General features: G+C 66.9%; 10 protein-coding genes. 5 read left to right on the plus strand and 5 right to left on the minus strand.

The window, feature by feature from the left end; all coding sequences use genetic code 11:
• Positions 1 to 458 precede the first annotated feature (458 nt).
• Positions 459 to 2,078, minus strand: a complete 1,620-nt coding sequence (locus tag BSF38_RS27920) for an ArnT family glycosyltransferase (protein ID WP_076350294.1) — start codon at positions 2,076 to 2,078, stop codon at positions 459 to 461.
• An 826-nt stretch (positions 2,079 to 2,904) separates the two neighbouring features.
• Between BSF38_RS27920 and BSF38_RS27925 the strand changes: the two genes are divergently transcribed.
• Together BSF38_RS27925 and BSF38_RS27930 are read left to right on the plus strand one after the other, a co-directional pair.
• Positions 2,905 to 3,147 carry a hypothetical protein gene (locus BSF38_RS27925; protein ID WP_076350295.1) on the plus strand — a complete coding sequence of 81 codons (243 nt, stop codon included), beginning with the start codon at positions 2,905 to 2,907 and terminating at the stop codon, positions 3,145 to 3,147.
• A 99-nt stretch (positions 3,148 to 3,246) separates the two neighbouring features.
• The gene (locus tag BSF38_RS27930; RefSeq protein ID WP_076350296.1) at positions 3,247 to 3,684 is read left to right on the plus strand and encodes a protein-tyrosine phosphatase family protein; all 438 of its coding nucleotides are present in this window, start codon (positions 3,247 to 3,249) and stop codon (positions 3,682 to 3,684) included.
• Between the two features lie 17 nt (positions 3,685 to 3,701).
• On the opposite strand, the gene BSF38_RS27935 is transcribed toward BSF38_RS27930, so the two are convergent.
• From BSF38_RS27935 to BSF38_RS27950, 4 genes are all read right to left on the minus strand, one after another.
• A complete protein-coding gene (locus BSF38_RS27935) occupies positions 3,702 to 4,055 on the minus strand; it encodes a type II toxin-antitoxin system PemK/MazF family toxin (protein WP_076350297.1) in 354 nt (117 codons plus the stop codon).
• Positions 4,056 to 4,096: 41 nt separating this feature from the next.
• Positions 4,097 to 4,357 (minus strand): toxin-antitoxin system protein, encoded by a 261-nt coding sequence (locus BSF38_RS27940; protein ID WP_237170652.1) that lies wholly within the window; start codon positions 4,355 to 4,357, stop codon positions 4,097 to 4,099.
• Positions 4,358 to 4,521: 164 nt separating this feature from the next.
• On the minus strand, positions 4,522 to 5,493 hold the full coding sequence (locus BSF38_RS27945) for an ROK family protein (RefSeq protein WP_076350298.1): 972 nt from the start codon (positions 5,491 to 5,493) through the stop codon (positions 4,522 to 4,524).
• A 5-nt stretch (positions 5,494 to 5,498) separates the two neighbouring features.
• Positions 5,499 to 6,110 carry an SIS domain-containing protein gene (locus BSF38_RS27950; protein WP_076350299.1) on the minus strand — a complete coding sequence of 204 codons (612 nt, stop codon included), beginning with the start codon at positions 6,108 to 6,110 and terminating at the stop codon, positions 5,499 to 5,501.
• Between the two features lie 297 nt (positions 6,111 to 6,407).
• On the opposite strand from BSF38_RS27950, the gene BSF38_RS27955 reads away from it, so the two are divergent.
• The 3 genes from BSF38_RS27955 (at position 6,408) to BSF38_RS27965 (ending at position 14,638) form a co-directional block, all read left to right on the plus strand.
• Positions 6,408 to 8,651 carry an ArnT family glycosyltransferase gene (locus BSF38_RS27955; RefSeq protein ID WP_076350300.1) on the plus strand — a complete coding sequence of 748 codons (2,244 nt, stop codon included), beginning with the start codon at positions 6,408 to 6,410 and terminating at the stop codon, positions 8,649 to 8,651.
• 154 nt (positions 8,652 to 8,805) lie between these two features.
• Positions 8,806 to 10,788, plus strand: coding sequence for a hypothetical protein (locus BSF38_RS27960; protein WP_076350301.1), 1,983 nt, complete (start codon positions 8,806 to 8,808; stop codon positions 10,786 to 10,788).
• A 289-nt stretch (positions 10,789 to 11,077) separates the two neighbouring features.
• The gene (locus BSF38_RS27965) at positions 11,078 to 14,638 is read left to right on the plus strand and encodes a hypothetical protein (RefSeq protein ID WP_076350302.1); all 3,561 of its coding nucleotides are present in this window, start codon (positions 11,078 to 11,080) and stop codon (positions 14,636 to 14,638) included.
• Positions 14,639 to 14,692 lie beyond the last annotated feature (54 nt).

Here is a 14,692-nt window from a genome sequence, read left to right on the forward strand (position 1 = left end):
CACGCCGACCGCTCACGCTCGGCGATCGGGCACCCACAAGGGGCGCCCCTACGGCAAACCACAGACCGGAATTTTCATGGCAAACCCGCGCGAACGAACCCAATCACCCAGGACCAGCCGGGGACCACGGCTGGGCGAGCGACGACCGACGGCCGGGGTCCGAAACCGAGCTTTCGGCGCGAACGAAGCCAATCCGCCCTCATTCCCTAACATTCTATTTAACAATGAGTTACAACTCACAATAATGGATTCGCCGAGGCGCGAACGAACCCAATCGCGAGCCCGCGCCAACGCCCCGGAGACAGGCGTGGAGCGTCCAGCGGGAGGATCGTTCCAGGTCGAACGAAGCCAATCGCGCCCGGGTCTTGGGGGCTGCCTCGGGGCGCGGTTCGACGCCGCGCGGGGGTGGAATCGGCGCGAACGAACCCAATCACGCGGGTGCCACGGCTCGGGTCGACTCAACGCGCGACGCGGTCGCGCGGCCCGGAATCGATCGCGGCGCGCGGGGCGGGCGCGGGCTCGGAGGGCTGTGAACGCAACGCCGCCCGCTCGGCGGCCTGGGAGGGGGTGAACTGGTAGGGCAGCGCCGCGAGCTGGTTCGTGAACCGGAGAATCCGGACGCGCCGCACGGGCTTGCCCGATCGTTCGACCCAGAAGTCGCCGAGGGGCTTGCAGCTCTCGAACCACTGGTCGTAGAAGCTGAGCGGCGTGTAGTCGTCGTTGATCATCACCAGGACGCCGTCGCGCCCGACCCACTGCTCGGGCTCGCTCCAGAAGGCGAACCCTCTGGGGTCGTCGAGGTTGTAGCAGACCACGGGCCGCTTCATCGCCGTGGCGTGCGCGATCTGAGCGCTCATGTACCAGTTCCGCGTGAAGATAAACGCGCGCGGGTCGTCGAGAATCCCGAGCCGGTCGAGCCGGTCGGCGATCTGGTCCCAGCCGTACGAGTCGATGGTGGGGTCGGTCCGCCTCGTGAGCACGCCGAAACCGCCGGCTTCTCCGCGCTGGAGCCAGCCGAAGCGATACTCGGAGACCGCGACCGCCAGCAGAACCAGCGAGAAGCACGCCGCGGCGTTCAGCTTGCGACAGGTCCGTGAAGGCAGTGCGAGGCTCTGATTCGCCAGGTTGCGGCCGAGGATCGGGAACAGCGAGACGAGCCCCACAAGCCCCCAGTGCGGCAAGACCGGCCGGAAGCAGGCAACCGCCGTGAACACGCCCAGCGGCAGGGCGCAAAGGCAAAGGGCCAGCCGCTCATGTTCCGTCTTCAGCTCGTTCCAGCGCCGGGCCAGTCGCCAGCCGATCGCGATCAGGGGAAGCCAGATCCAGGGGAAGAAATAGGCCGCCTGGGCTCCCAGGGCGCCCAGGAGGTAGTCGAGGCGAAAGGCCGGGCCGACGACCGCCCTCTTCCCCTGAAACGCGAACGAAGCCCAGCCGTTGGATGCGTTCCAGACGATCACCGGACTGAAGATCGCCAGCCCAATCGCGATCGCCAGGTACGGCCCGGGCTCGATCAGCCGTCGCCGTTGCGTCGGGCGGAGGAGCAGGAAGAGAACCGTCCCGGCAGGCAGGAAGACCGCGTGGTACTTGCTAAGCATCGCGCCGCCCCACGCCAGGCCGACGCAGGCCCAGAGGCCCAGCCGCCTCGGCTCGTCGATCGCCAGGCTCAGCCGGTCGATCGTCAACAGCCAGAAGAACAGCAGCGGACCGTCCGGCAAGGCGAACGTCGAGGCGGCCAGGCCGTAATAGCCGGTCAGGTTCAAGGCGAGAGCCGCGTAGAATCCCGCCCAGGCCCCGAACCACCGCCCGGCGATCCGTCCCATCAGCCAGGTCGACCCCGCGAACAGCAGCACGAACCCCAGGCGCAACGCCAGCTTCGAGGAGACGTCGCCCATTCCAAACAATCCAAACATCTCGACCCATGCGACCATCGGCGGGTGGTCGTAATAGCTGGGCGCGGGATGCAGGGCGTAGAGGAAGTGGTAAGCTTCGTCGTTCCCCAGTCCCAGGAACGCCGCGGCGGCGAGCCGGATCATGGTCGAGACGACGATCAGGAGGGCCAGGGCACGCTTGGGGGTCATGGAGCTTCCTTGCTCGACGATGGCGACGACGCTGCCAGAAGAGGCGCAAGCTTTCTTGTAACCCGAACCCCGACGTAGAGCGAGGTCAATCGCCTCGCCAGACTCCGCAGCCTGTTGAATCAAGATTCAACAGGCGACACGAAAATCTTCAACCCCGTACAGATTCTGGGCAAAGATTGCCTGTTCTTCTTGCAAGGTCGTCGGTTCCATCGCGGTGGTCCGTCGAGAAGGACGGCGGGATGAAGCCGCAAGCCGTCGTTGGGGTCGACGGAATCGGCCTCTCGACCGCGAGCCACCTCGCGGGGGCGAGTCGGTTCTCGTAAGATCGTGATAATCTTCAAGTAAGATGCGACGACCGGCGACGACGCCGCGCGGCGGGGAGAGGACGGAAACCGGTCCGAGGTTCGTTCCTGACGGGCGCTCCGAGGAGGCGGCCGATCAACTTCTTGAGTCTCCATGGAAACGGTCCTGATTTTGCTCTGGTCAAAGTTCAGACTTCGGGAGATTCTGAGGAAACGAGCCTGGGGGACTTTGCTTGGGCCGTAATTGGGCTACATTTATCTAGCAGAGTGATGAAGGTGCTCAGCCTGGTTCAGAGAAAAACCGCGAACTCATCGGGCGCGACATTCGTCTACCAGATAGAGATGGTTGAGAGACGAAGTCGAAGGAAGTGGTGGAATCACGGGTCCGCCGATCTCCGCACGGAAGCCGTCGAGGAATCATCGAAGCGAGGAGCCGGCGAAGACGAAGAGAAAGACTGAGGAACTGTGGACGTCTGGTGGTGGTGTCGTGACAGGGGCTTATCTATACGAATCGAGGACTCGCCATGACTGCGAAACTGGCTGAAACCCAACTCTGGCAACACAATTTGGTGTCGCTGATCCGGTCCGGTCTCTTTTTGAGAGCCGAGACGGGCGAGTGTTACGGCCTCTTTACAGTCGTCGGCGTCTACACCGACCAGAGCAAATCGGCGCCACTGGCGAAATACTCCGACGCCCGCCGCGCCCGCGACGCGGCCGACATCGTGAACCGCCTGGCCCTCGTACCGCCGACCGCCGAATCCAACTGATTCCCACGCCGTGTTCGACTCCGATCAAGCCGTCGCCCCCGCTCGAATCCGCGGGGGCGATGGCTTTCTTCGTTCCTCGACACTCCCGGAAAGTCGAGTATGAGACGGGTGCCGCCCCACTCGGTCTGGATCGGTCACGATGGCGACGGGCGGAACTTCCCCGAGCTTCATGAGTCCGACGTTCAGGCTGTGGTTCAGCTCGCGATCGAAGAGCCGGCGATCCAGCCTCCCCGCGACCTCGTCTTCCTCCGCATTCCGCTCTCCGACGGAGCCGGCAACCCGAGCGAGTCTCTGATCCTGGCCGTTCGCACCGTCGCGCAATTGATCGGACTCGGAATTCCGACGCTGGTCTGCTGCGGAGCCGGAATGAGCCGATCGCCTTGCATCGTGGCGGCGGCCCTGTCGCTGGCCCTTCAACTGACTCCCGAGGAAGCCCTCGACCAGGTCAAGAACTCAGGCCCCTGCGACGTCGCGCCGAGCCTCTGGGCCGAGACGCGCGATCTGCTGGCCGCCTGGCGTTCCGACGTCGGGCTGTGACGACTCGCCTTGCTTTCTCAAATTCCCAGGAGGGTCTTCACCCAGTTTTCGACCTTCGCGAGGGTTTCGGTCGAAGCCGTCCCCAGTCGGCGGTCCAATCGATCGATGGAGATGGAGCGGATCGCCTCGCAGATGACGAAGCTCGGAAGCGACAGGCCCCCCTCGCCTACCGACAGAGCGATGCGCGAGCGGATCTTTTTCTCCACCGAGGTGATCGGGAGCACCCAGACCAAGCCGCTCCGACCTTGATGAAAAGAGTCAACCGAGACGATCAGCACGGGCCGGGCGCCGCCTTGCTCATGCCCTCGCACCGGATTCAGATCCGCATACCAGAGGTCGCCGCGAAAGATCTCACCAGGGGACGCCGCCATCGCGTTGGGCCTCCAAGGTCAAGGGTCGCGCGAGGCACGAGTCAGTCGTTCAAACCATCACCCACCGTGCCGTCCCAGGATTCGCGTTCCCGAAGCTCCTCCGCCCAGGCCGCGGGATCGTCTCGAAGCGCCCGATAATCTGCGTCGAGGCCGGCCAGGAGGGTCGCGTTCCTGTAAGCCCGCACCGCCTTGTCGAGCACCTCGACCATCGTCTCATCCGTTTCACCAGCGAGTTCGCGCAGCAAGGAGTGGCTCAATCGCGAAATCCGAACGGTAAGAGTTTCCATGACCACCACCACCACGAAAGGCGGCGACTCCAGGTTGTGATCGCCCCCCCGCGAGGGAAGCGTCGCGATTCGGAAGAACGGGCGCAAGATGGCCTCACAGCCAGTATACTCAACAGTATACACGCCCGTCCGCAAGTCGCAAAATCATGTAGTTCGATTCTGGAGTAGGTTCCCGGAGGTCATCCGACCGCGTCGCGGGCGAGTTCGAGGGCGCCGTGGACGACGACTTCCTCGCCGAGAGCGGCGGGGACGATGTCGAAAGCCCCTCGGAACGGGGGGAAGACCTGGGCGTCGACCAGCCGGCGGAGGGGGTCGAACCAGAGGCGTTCGCCGATCAGCGAGACGCCGCCGCCGAGGATGATCCGCTGGGGGGCGACCAGGGTGACGGCCTGACATAGCGCGAAGGCCAGGGCGCGACGGGCCTGATCAAGCAGGGCCAGACTTCGCGCGTCGCCCCGCTCGGCGGCCTGGGCGACCATGACGGTCGTGATCCGATCAACGTCGCCGTCGGCGGCATCGAGGACGTCCCAGCCGCCGCCCGTGGCGACGACTTCGCCCGCCTTGGCCCTCGCGGCGCGGGCGATCCCCCAGCCGGAGGCGACTTGCTCCAGTTCGGGAAAGGCGCCGTCCGGGCCGGGCACGTTGAGATGGCCGATTTCCGCCGCGCCGAGCCCTGCGCCGCGGTAGATGCGGCCGTCGATGATCAAGGCCCCGCCGACGCCGCTGCCGAGCGTCAGGTAGAGAATCGGCGAGCGTCCGACGCCCGCGCCGAGGCGGGCTTCGGCGAGCCCGGCCGTGTCGGCGTCGTTGTGAACCGAGACGGCGTCGACCCCGAGGTTCCGTCGAACCCAGTCGGCGAGCGGATAATCGGTCCAGCCGTCGATCTGAAACGAGGCCTGGGTGCGTCCTCGCTCCGCATCGACCGGCCCGCCGAAGCCGACCCCGACGCCCCGGACGTCGGCCGGGGTGAGCGAATAAGCGGCGAACAGGGCCTCGGAGGCGTCGCGGATCTGTTCGCGGACGCCTTCGGCCCCGCGCGCGGGGTCGACGACCCGTCGTTCCAGAGCTTCGATCGCGCCCTGTCGGCGGCCGAGCCCGACTTGAAGCTTGGTGCCGCCGATCTCGATACCTAAGAGCCAGGGGCCGTTCATGATCGTCAGCTCGCGTTCGGGCCTTTGCGGGAGACGGCCTTGGCCGCGAACCGTCGGTTGAGGTCGTCGATCAGCCAGTGGAAGACCACCTGGTGCAACGATTCGACGATGCCCATGTCGTCGATGCCGACGTGAAGGTTGTGCCGGGCCAGCTTCTGGAGCTTGCCGCCGGAGAACCCGGTGAAGCCGACGGTCTCAAGGCCCTCGGCCTCGGCCCACTCGACGGCCTTGAGGATGTTCGGGCTGTTGCCCGAGCCGGAGATCGCCAGCAGGACGTCGCCGGGCGAGGCCAGATTCTTCAGTTGCTCGACGAAAATGCGGTCGTAGCCTTCGTCATTGGCCCAGGCCATGATGCCCGCCGTGTTGTCGGTCAGGCTGAGGACCTTGAGCCGCTTCTGGTTCTCGAAGTCGCGGAGCGTGCACTTGGCGAGGTCTTCGCAGAGGTGGGACGCGTTGGCGCCCGACCCGCCGTTGCCGATGATGAAGACGAACTTGCCAGCGTCGTAAGCGCGCTCGATCACGTCGCTGACGTTGACCACCGAGCCGACGTCGAGCCGCCCGATCTCCTGACAAACCCGCGACAGGTAGTCCCCCGCCGACAGCGTCGTTCCCAGCATTCTCGCGACTCCTTCCGTGCGCGCGTCGAGTTGGGCTCGACACGCCTTGGTCCCCTCGCGCCGGGATCATAGCAGCAACCCCATCCCGGTACGAGCCCGAAGCGCCAGCGAGTGCATGGATTGAACGGCCGACTGGGAATGCACTCGCTAGCGCTTCGGGCTCGTTTTAGGAGCCGCCGCCGAGATGGTCCGGGCCGCCGCGAGTTGGTATCGTGGGGCAAGGCTCAGCCCGCGTCCACGGGGCCGAGTACGAACCGGTGCCACCCTGGAATTAACCTCACGAACGATCGAGACGCGATGACCGGGTGGCCTTGCTTGCTTCTCAATGGACTGCTGGCGCCGGCCGCCTGGTGGGTCGCCGTGTACGGATTGCGGCAGCAAGGCCGGCTGACGCAGGTCGTCGCCGCGAGCGTCGTCGCCTGGGTCTGGTCGACGCTCGGGATGCAATTCCTGGGAACTCTCGGCCTGATCCAGGTCGGCTGGCTGCTGACGTGGACGGTCCTCGGCCTCGCTGCCGGCCTGGCGTGCCGGCGGTCTCGCGGCCCGTCTCCCGCGATCGAGCCCGACGAGGAACCGACCGGCTGGGGCTGGGAAGGGGTGCTCGCCGTCGCGGCGGCCGTCTGGGCGTCGCTGGCGCTCGGCTTGAGTTCGTTGATTTTCCCGGTCAAGGTCATCAGCGACGGGCCGATCTATCACCTGTACTTCGCCGCGCGGTGGTGGAAGGCGGGGCGGCTGTTTCTAGTGGCCTCGCCGTTTGGCGAGAGCGCCGCGACGTATTTTCCGGCCAACGGCGAACTCTGGTTCACGTGGCTGATGACGGGCTGGGGCGGCGACCGTCTGGCGCGGATCGGTCAGGCGCCTTTTCTGCTCCTCGCGGCTCTCGCGGCGTACGGCTGCGCTCGCGAGCTGGGTGCCGGCCGGAAGGCGTCGATCGTGGCGTCGGCCCTGTTCGCGACGTGCTCGCCACTGATCCTCTTCACGTTCGAAGCCAACGTCGACACGATCTTCATCGCCGGCTACCTGACGGCCGCGTACTTCTTTCTGCGGTTCGGCCTGGGGCGGGATGGGACGACGGCGTTGGCGCTCGGGGGGCTGGCGGCCGGCGAAGCGTTCGGGACCAAGTCGATCGGCGTGGTGTTCGTCCCCCCTCTGCTGGTCGCGGCCGTCTGGATCGTCGCGCGGCGGACCCGGTCGTTGCGGTCGACGATCCTCCTGTCCGCCCTGATCCTCGCGTCGGCCCTGACGACTTCGGGCTTCTGGTACGGTCGGAACTGGCTGTTGACCGGCAATCCGCTCTATCCGCTCCATCTTCAGATCGGCGACGTCGTGTTGCTGAGCGGCTGGTACGGGCCGGACGCCATGCGAAACAGCGTTTACTACATCCCGATGGGCGACTGGCGGGCGATGATCGACAACATCGTCGCCGTGCTCGATCCCCGTTTGGTTCCGCTCTGGCTGGCGTCGATCGTGGGCTTCTGGGCGATCGGCGGCCGTTCCAAGGGCCGTATCGGCTGGGTCTGGGCCTTCAGCGCCGCGGCCGTGTTGAACGTCGCGCTCTACTGGCTGTGCATCCCCTACCGCACGCAACAGCGGTTCATGCTGCCGGGATTGGGGATGGCGGTCGTTCCGCTCGCCCGGCTGCTGGACGGTCGCCGCTGGCTGACGCGAGCCACGGTCGTGCTCCTCCTGGTCCACCTGCTCACGCCGCAAACCTGGCCGCTCGCCAGCGGCGAGTCGGACATCCCCTGGGACCTGAGCCCCAAGATTCCCAACGGGATGGGCGCGATGATCCAACTCGGCCCTCGCCTGCAACGGCTTGCGGCGTCTCGCTTCGCGCTCTCGGAAATCGTGGCTCCGGCGGAACTGATCGTCTCGGCGGCGGCGGCTCTCGTGATCGCCCTGGCGTGCTCGAAGCCGTGGCGAGACGGCCGGGCCTCGGCCTGGGCCGGGGCGTCGATCGTGGGTTCGCTGGCCGTGGTCGGAGCGGTCGGTTACGCGGAAATCGCGATGGTGGGCTCCGATTCTCGCAGGCTGTTCTTCCCGGCCTTTCTCGACTTCTACGCCGGCTGGATGCAGCTCGACGCGCGATCGGGGCCCGACGGCTCGCGGGTCGCCTACGCGGGCACCAACATCCCGTACTACCTGATGGGCTCCGGCTTGCGCAACGACGTCCGATACGTGAACATCGACGGACACCCCGACTGGCAGATGCACGACTACCATCGTCAGAGTCGTCAGCAAGGCCAGGGCCTGTGGCCCTCGTCTCGGCCCGGCTGGGACCGGATCGGCGGCGACTATGAGGCGTGGCTGGCGAACCTGGAAGCCGACCGGATTCAGCTTCTGGTGGTCACCCGAGCCAATCCCGGCGAGGGGCCGCACAACGTCGCCGACACCGAGAATTTCCCCATCGAGCGGCATTGGGCCGACGCCCACCCGGAGGTCTTCGAACCGCTCTACGGGATCGCCGAACACGACCCCTGGTTCCGCCTCTATCGCATCCACGCCCGCGCGAATCGTGGTACAGCGAACGTCGCGTTGTGACGTCAGCGAGGCCGGCCGTCGCCGAAATCTCGAAAATCTCGCACGGATTCGCCCGCCGGCCCCCACACATAGAATAAACGCGGAGCGCGGCTTCAAAAGTCCCGGCTGATCCGGCGGGCACCGCATCCTCGGCCTCGGGGGAGACGACAAGGCGATGCGACTGACACTGAGAACGCTTCTGGCGTGGCTCGACGACACGCTGCCGCCGGTCCAGGTGCGCGAGATCGGCAAGCAGGTCGCCGACAGCCCGCTGGCCCAGGAACTCGTGCAGCGGATTCATCGGGTGACGCGACAACGTCGGTTGACGGTCCCGAGCAAGAACGGCGCGGACGCCACCGACCCCAACCTGGTGGCGAGCTACCTCGACAACGACCTTGAGCCCGAGAAGGTCGCCGAGTACGAGAAGAAATGCCTGACCTCGGACGTCAACCTCGCGGAAGCGGCGAGCGTCCACCAGATCCTCAGCCTGCTGGGCCAGAAGGTCCAGGTGCCCGCCGAAGCCAAGGCGCGGATGTACCAGCTCGTCAAGGGAAGGGAGGCGCAGCCGGCGCCTCCTTCCAACGGCGCGCCGGTCGAGCCGGAATCGGTCACCAAACCCATCCCTCCCTGGGTCGTCGCGCCTCCCCCGCGGCGGCGCTCGCTGGAGCGGTTCGGCCCCCTGGCGGCCTGCCTGGGGCTGATCAGCCTGCTGTGCTGGTCGGCGTACGAGAGCCTGCAACCGGAGGCCGCCGTGACCCAAGACCCGGGAGAGCTTCAACTGAGAATGAGGCCCACCCACGCCGCGCCGGCACTGGCCAAGGCCGACGCGACGCCAGAGACCGAGCCCGAGACCGCGTCGGCCGAAAACGCCCATCCCGCCGATGCCGTCGCCGACGTCGAGAACGTCGCCGAGAAGCCGGAAGCTCCCAAAACCGACGCCGCGACGACGCCCGGCGACGCGACCGCCGACGCCGCGAAACCCGCGGTCCCCAGCGTCGTCGCCCCGAAAGGCGAGCCCCTTGAGACTCGCAAGATCCCCGAAGGCGCGGTCGGCGTCGCCTCGAAGATCGAGGGGATACTGCTGCGTTACAACATCGACAAGCGCGAATGGGAACGGCTCGCCGAGGGCGCGGCGATTCATACGTCGGACCGCCTGCTGGTCCTCGCCCCGTTCCGGGCGGTCGTGGCGACGGGCAAGTCGGCGCTCGACGTCCAGGGAGACACGGAGTTCCAGCTCTTGCAGAAGGACCCAACCGAGGAGCCGGTGGTCGGGATCGTCCACGGCCGCGTGGCGGTCGAGCCCTCCTCGTCGCCGGCCGCCTTGCACTGCATGTTCGCCGGTCGGACGGTCAATCTGGAACAACCCGCCAACGCCGCGATCGGGTTCGAGCTCATGAACCGCTGGACCTACGGCCAACCGACGGCGGGGGCCGCCGTTCTGGGCGTCCATGCGGCGAATGGAGAGATTTCCCTGAGCATGGACAAGGCCAAGGAGAAGCTGTCGGGCCCGGGGACGATCCTCGCCACCGCCAGCGGCCATTTCAATCGCCCCGCCGCCGCCAAGCCGCCCGGATGGGCGATCGAACCCGAACGCTCGCCGGAAGCGACCGAGCTGCGGACCCGCTTCCGCAAGGAGTTCTCGATCGACCGGCCGGTGCTGGCCGACCTCGTCTCGGCGACCGAGAACGAGAACGCCGAGATCAAGACGCTGGCGATCGCGGCCCTCCGGGCGCTCGGCGACCTCTCGCTCTTGACCCCGATCCTCGACCGACCCGGCGATCCCATCGCGCGCCGCGCCGCGATCGCCGCGATCCGTGAGCAAGCTTCCCTCGGCGGGCCGTCGGCCCAGCGGGCCTGGGATCAGCTCGAAGCCGACTTCGGACCGGCCGACGGAGCCAAGCTCGAAAGACTGCTCGTCGGGTTCGGCGACGAGGAGGCCGCCAAGACCTCGACGCTCCGCGCGCTGGTCGACGACCTCTCTCCTCGCAACGAGGCGCTCGGCGTTCGCGAGCTGGCGTTCGACAACCTCAGGACGCTGACCGGCCGCACCACGATTCCGTACGACGCCGACCACCCCGAGCCCGGCTTCGCCGCCTGGAACCATCTCGTCGAAGCAGGAACCCTCAAACTGGACCCCAAGCGCAAACCGCCGATGTAAACGAACCCTCGGCCGAATTCGACGCAATCCTCTACAAACCATCATGACGCCGTCGGGACACTCGGTCTCATGATGGTTTGTAGGGACAGGCGTCGGCGAACAGCCTCCGCCCCGGGGTCCGCTGAGGTCTGCCGCCCGACTCGATTCCTGGAAACTTCGAGAGCGGCGTGGTATATTTCAGAGAATGAGTCAAATGGGCGACCGGCGAAAATTCTTCCCGTTGTTCCGTTCCGGGAATGCGGGTCTCGGCCCTTTCGCCAGGGCTGTTCGACTGACGAGTGCTGGTGCGTTGAGCATTTCGAGATGGTCCGGCAACTTGAATGGGCGCGTCTGGCTTCTCACCGCGTTCTGGGCGTTGCTCGGAGCGATCGGAGAAGCTCGGTCCGATCCGTTTCAAGGGCCTCCCGATCCGGCCGCGCCTCCGGCCTCCGCGCCGTCGCCCTCTCCTGCCCCGGCCGTCGTCGACGACGCACGGCCTGACGACGGGCGAACGCCCCGGCTCTGGCCCGAGCAAATCATCATCCTCGACGACGTCGCGGACATCGGCGAGTTCTGGAAGAAGCTCGCCGGGCCTTACATCCTGATCAAGAAGGCCGCCCCAGGATCGGCGAAGCCGGGTCCGTCCGACGCCCCGCCGCCAACCCGCGACCGCGAGTATGTGGTCAACTCGGTCAAGCTGGAGGGGACCGTCGAGGGCGCTCGCGCGCATGTCGTGATCTCGATCCATTTCACGGTGCTCATCGCCGGACCGATCTGGGTGCCGATCCGCCTCGACGACCAGGTGGTGCTATCCGCCACGGAGGGCAAGAAAGAACTCGAACTCCGCCCGTGGCCCCAGAACCAGAAGCAGTGGGAGGCGCGGCTTGAGGGCGAAGGCGAGCACCAGATCCGGATCGAGCTGCTGAAGCCCGTCCGAATCGACGCCGAGCGGAGAAGCCTGGTGCTGGCGATCCCCGAAGCCCCATCCACCTCGTTCTCGCTGACCCTGCCGCAAGCCGTGTTCGACGCCGACCTCGGCACAGGCGAGACCATCGGTCAGAAGCCGTTGCCCGGCGGCAAAGGCGTGAGCCTGTTCGCCCGCACCAAGCCGCGGTCGCTCCTGACGATCGGCTGGAGCGAGGAGGGCGGGGCGAGTTCGCGGGTCGCGCCGTTGCTCTCGGCGCGCGTGGAGATGGCCGTCGACGTCGACTCGGAGGCGGTCACCACGCGCTCGAAATGGGTGATCCGCTGCGTCCGAGGAATCTGCCACAACCTCCAGATCCGGCTCGAAGACGAGGAAGTCGTCTCCCGGCTCCAGCTCAACGACCAGTTCCCCGCCTCCGGCATCGAGCAATCGAAGGGGGGCAACCTCCTGTCGATCCATCTGAGCGAGCCGATGCGGCCGGGCGACTCGCGACCGCTCGTGCTGGAGACCCGTCGCCCACTCTCGACGGGGACCGGCAAGACGCTGATCTTCTCGGGATACCCCCTGACCAACGCCAGCGAACAGTCGGGCATGATCGGGATCGCCCAGAGCCCGAACCTGTGGGTCAACCTGGTGAACTCCCAGGGCCTGCGGCGGATCGACCCGCGGGACCTTCCCACGGCCCTCCTGGCCCAGCCCGGGACGAGCATCGCGTTGCACTTTCTCGATCAGCCGTTCCGCCTGGAGCTAGGGGTCGAGGACGCGCCGCCGCTGTTCCGCGCCGATTCCACCACGAAGTTGACCCTCGACGCCGATCAGGTTCGCAACGAGACGACGATCGACGTCCAGCGGGTGCGAGGGAAGCTGTTCGAGATCGAGATCGGCCTCGCCCCCGAACTCAAGGACGTCGTCACGAGCCCCGTCGAGCTGATCGAATCGACCACGCCGCTGGCCCAGGAGCACGGCGCCGGCGCCTCCCCGGCGCAGGCCGAGCGCATCTTGAAGCTACGGCTCACGGCGCTCGGCCGGGACCAGAAATCGCTGAGCCTCAAGCTGGTCGGCCGCCAGGAAGCCCCCAATTCCGGCGAAGCCCGGCTGGGCCTCTTCACCCCGCGCGGGGCGGTCTCGACTTCCGCCACGTTCTCGCTCTACACGGGCCGCGACCTGACGATCGAAACGCTCGACGAGACGCTCTTCAACGACGTCCTGCGCGACCCTTCGACGCCGGACGGAAAGCTTGAAGCGCGTATCTCCAACGTCTTCGGCGGCGGCTCGCCTCCCTCGAGCCTGCGACTCCGGAGCAATCGCAATCCCAGCGTTTTGAAGGTGCGGCTTCAGCGCCATCCGCTGGCGATCACGCACGAGAACCGGGTGTCGGCGAGCGTCGCCCGCCGCGAAGTCGTCGTCAGCCAGGAATCGGCCGTCCAGGTCCGCTACGGCGTGATTCGATCGCTGACCGTGCGAGTCCCCGCAAACGTATCAAGTCGCTGGGAGGCCTCCATCAAGAAGGAGGCGGTCCCGCGCCAGGATCTGGGCGCGACCAAGGACGGCGCGCGGCGGTTTCGACTGACCTTCGACCGGCCGATCGTGGACGCCTCGACCCTGGTTTTTCTCTACCGCCTCCCCCTGGGCCGAAGCCTCGATCCCGCCGCCCCGACCCCGATCCAGATCCCCTGGATCCAGATCGAGGAAGGAACCGCCGGCGGCTGCGCGTTCAATCTGACGTCCGACCCGAACGTCAAGCTGGCGATGAACGACCCCTCCTGGACGCGAGCGGAAGACGACGATCCCGATCGCCCTGAGACGGCCGGCAATCTTCGGTGCCGACTGATCCCCGGCGCGGCCGCCCCCACCGGGCTGAAGATTTCGGCCGAGCTGGTCGAATCGGTCTCGCTGCCCCGCCTGATCGTTTCGCGCGCGCTGGTCGCCGCCACCCTGGGCTTCGACGACGACCTGCGAATTCACGCCTGGTACGCCCTCGACGCGCATCCCACATCGCTCGCCCTGGCGCTTCCCGAGGGCGCGCGGTGGATTCGGGCGCGGGTGGACGGCCGGACCGTCGAGGAGATCGAGGCCGACGACGACGGCTTGAGCTACCGGTTCAGCCTCCCGCCCGAATCCGCTGGCCGGCCGGTCGTCGTCGAGGTCGAGTATCAGTACGCCGCGAAGGCGGTCCGTAAGCCCTGGGAACCTCCGAAGCTGCTCGACGGCGCCGACGTCCTGCAATCCTACTGGCTCGTGCAGATCCCCTGGAACACCGCCCTGGTCGGCCTTCCCGGCGGCTGGGCGGATGAGAATCGATGGTACTGGGACCTCTACGTCTGGAAGCGCCGGCCGATTGCGACGATCGACAAGCTGATCGCCTGGGTTTCGGAGTCGACGGCGGCGGTGAACGCCAATGCGATCGACGAGATCTTCGCCGACCGCGACGACTCCCACGGCTACTTGTTCGGCCGCGCCGGACCTCCCTCGGCCCTGAACGCCTGGGTCGTCGCGCGGGCCTGGATCATCGTCGTGTGCTCGGGCCTGGTCCTGGCTCTGGGCTTCGCGACGACCTTCCCGCGAGTGGGCGAGCGCTGGGTCTGGGGGTTCGCGACGGTCGCCGGCCTGCTGTCGGCGATGTTCCTCCACCCCAGCACGATCGCGCTGTTTCTCCAGTCGGCGTGCTGCGGCTTCCTGCTGACCTTCTTCGGGTATGTGATCCATCGGATGCTCCGACGCGACGGCGACGTTCCTCCCGCGGTTCGGCCCGGGATTTCGTCCGGCAGCGGCGTGGGCTACGACTCGTCGCAACGGTCGGCGATGGGGGTCGGGTCTGACGATTCGACGGCCGTCCGCGTCCGCGTGTCGTCGACCATGGACTACCTGTCGTTGCCGCCGACCCCCGAGCCGGAGCTGGAAACGTCCCGGTCGTCCCCATTGAGCGGAAATCCCGCAAACCCGTAGCGCGACCCGACGGATCGGGATCGGCCGCCGACGTTCGCTCAACCCCTGGCTCAA

It is taken from the genome of Paludisphaera borealis, from assembly GCF_001956985.1.
GTDB classification, from domain to species: domain Bacteria; phylum Planctomycetota; class Planctomycetia; order Isosphaerales; family Isosphaeraceae; genus Paludisphaera; species Paludisphaera borealis.

Bases quoted from the DNA above. Each gene is read 5' to 3' on its own strand.
- BSF38_RS27925 (WP_076350295.1), top strand. From the start codon at position 2,905: ATGACTGCGAAACTGGCTGAAACCCAACTCTGGCAACACAATTTGGTG.
- BSF38_RS27930 (WP_076350296.1), top strand. From the start codon at position 3,247: ATGAGACGGGTGCCGCCCCACTCGGTCTGGATCGGTCACGATGGCGAC.
- BSF38_RS27960 (WP_076350301.1), top strand. From the start codon at position 8,806: ATGCGACTGACACTGAGAACGCTTCTGGCGTGGCTCGACGACACGCTG.
- BSF38_RS27935 (WP_076350297.1), bottom strand. From the start codon at position 4,055: ATGGCGGCGTCCCCTGGTGAGATCTTTCGCGGCGACCTCTGGTATGCG.
- BSF38_RS27955 (WP_076350300.1), top strand. From the start codon at position 6,408: ATGACCGGGTGGCCTTGCTTGCTTCTCAATGGACTGCTGGCGCCGGCC.
- BSF38_RS27945 (WP_076350298.1), bottom strand. From the start codon at position 5,493: ATGAACGGCCCCTGGCTCTTAGGTATCGAGATCGGCGGCACCAAGCTT.
- BSF38_RS27920 (WP_076350294.1), bottom strand. From the start codon at position 2,078: ATGACCCCCAAGCGTGCCCTGGCCCTCCTGATCGTCGTCTCGACCATG.
- BSF38_RS27950 (WP_076350299.1), bottom strand. From the start codon at position 6,110: ATGCTGGGAACGACGCTGTCGGCGGGGGACTACCTGTCGCGGGTTTGT.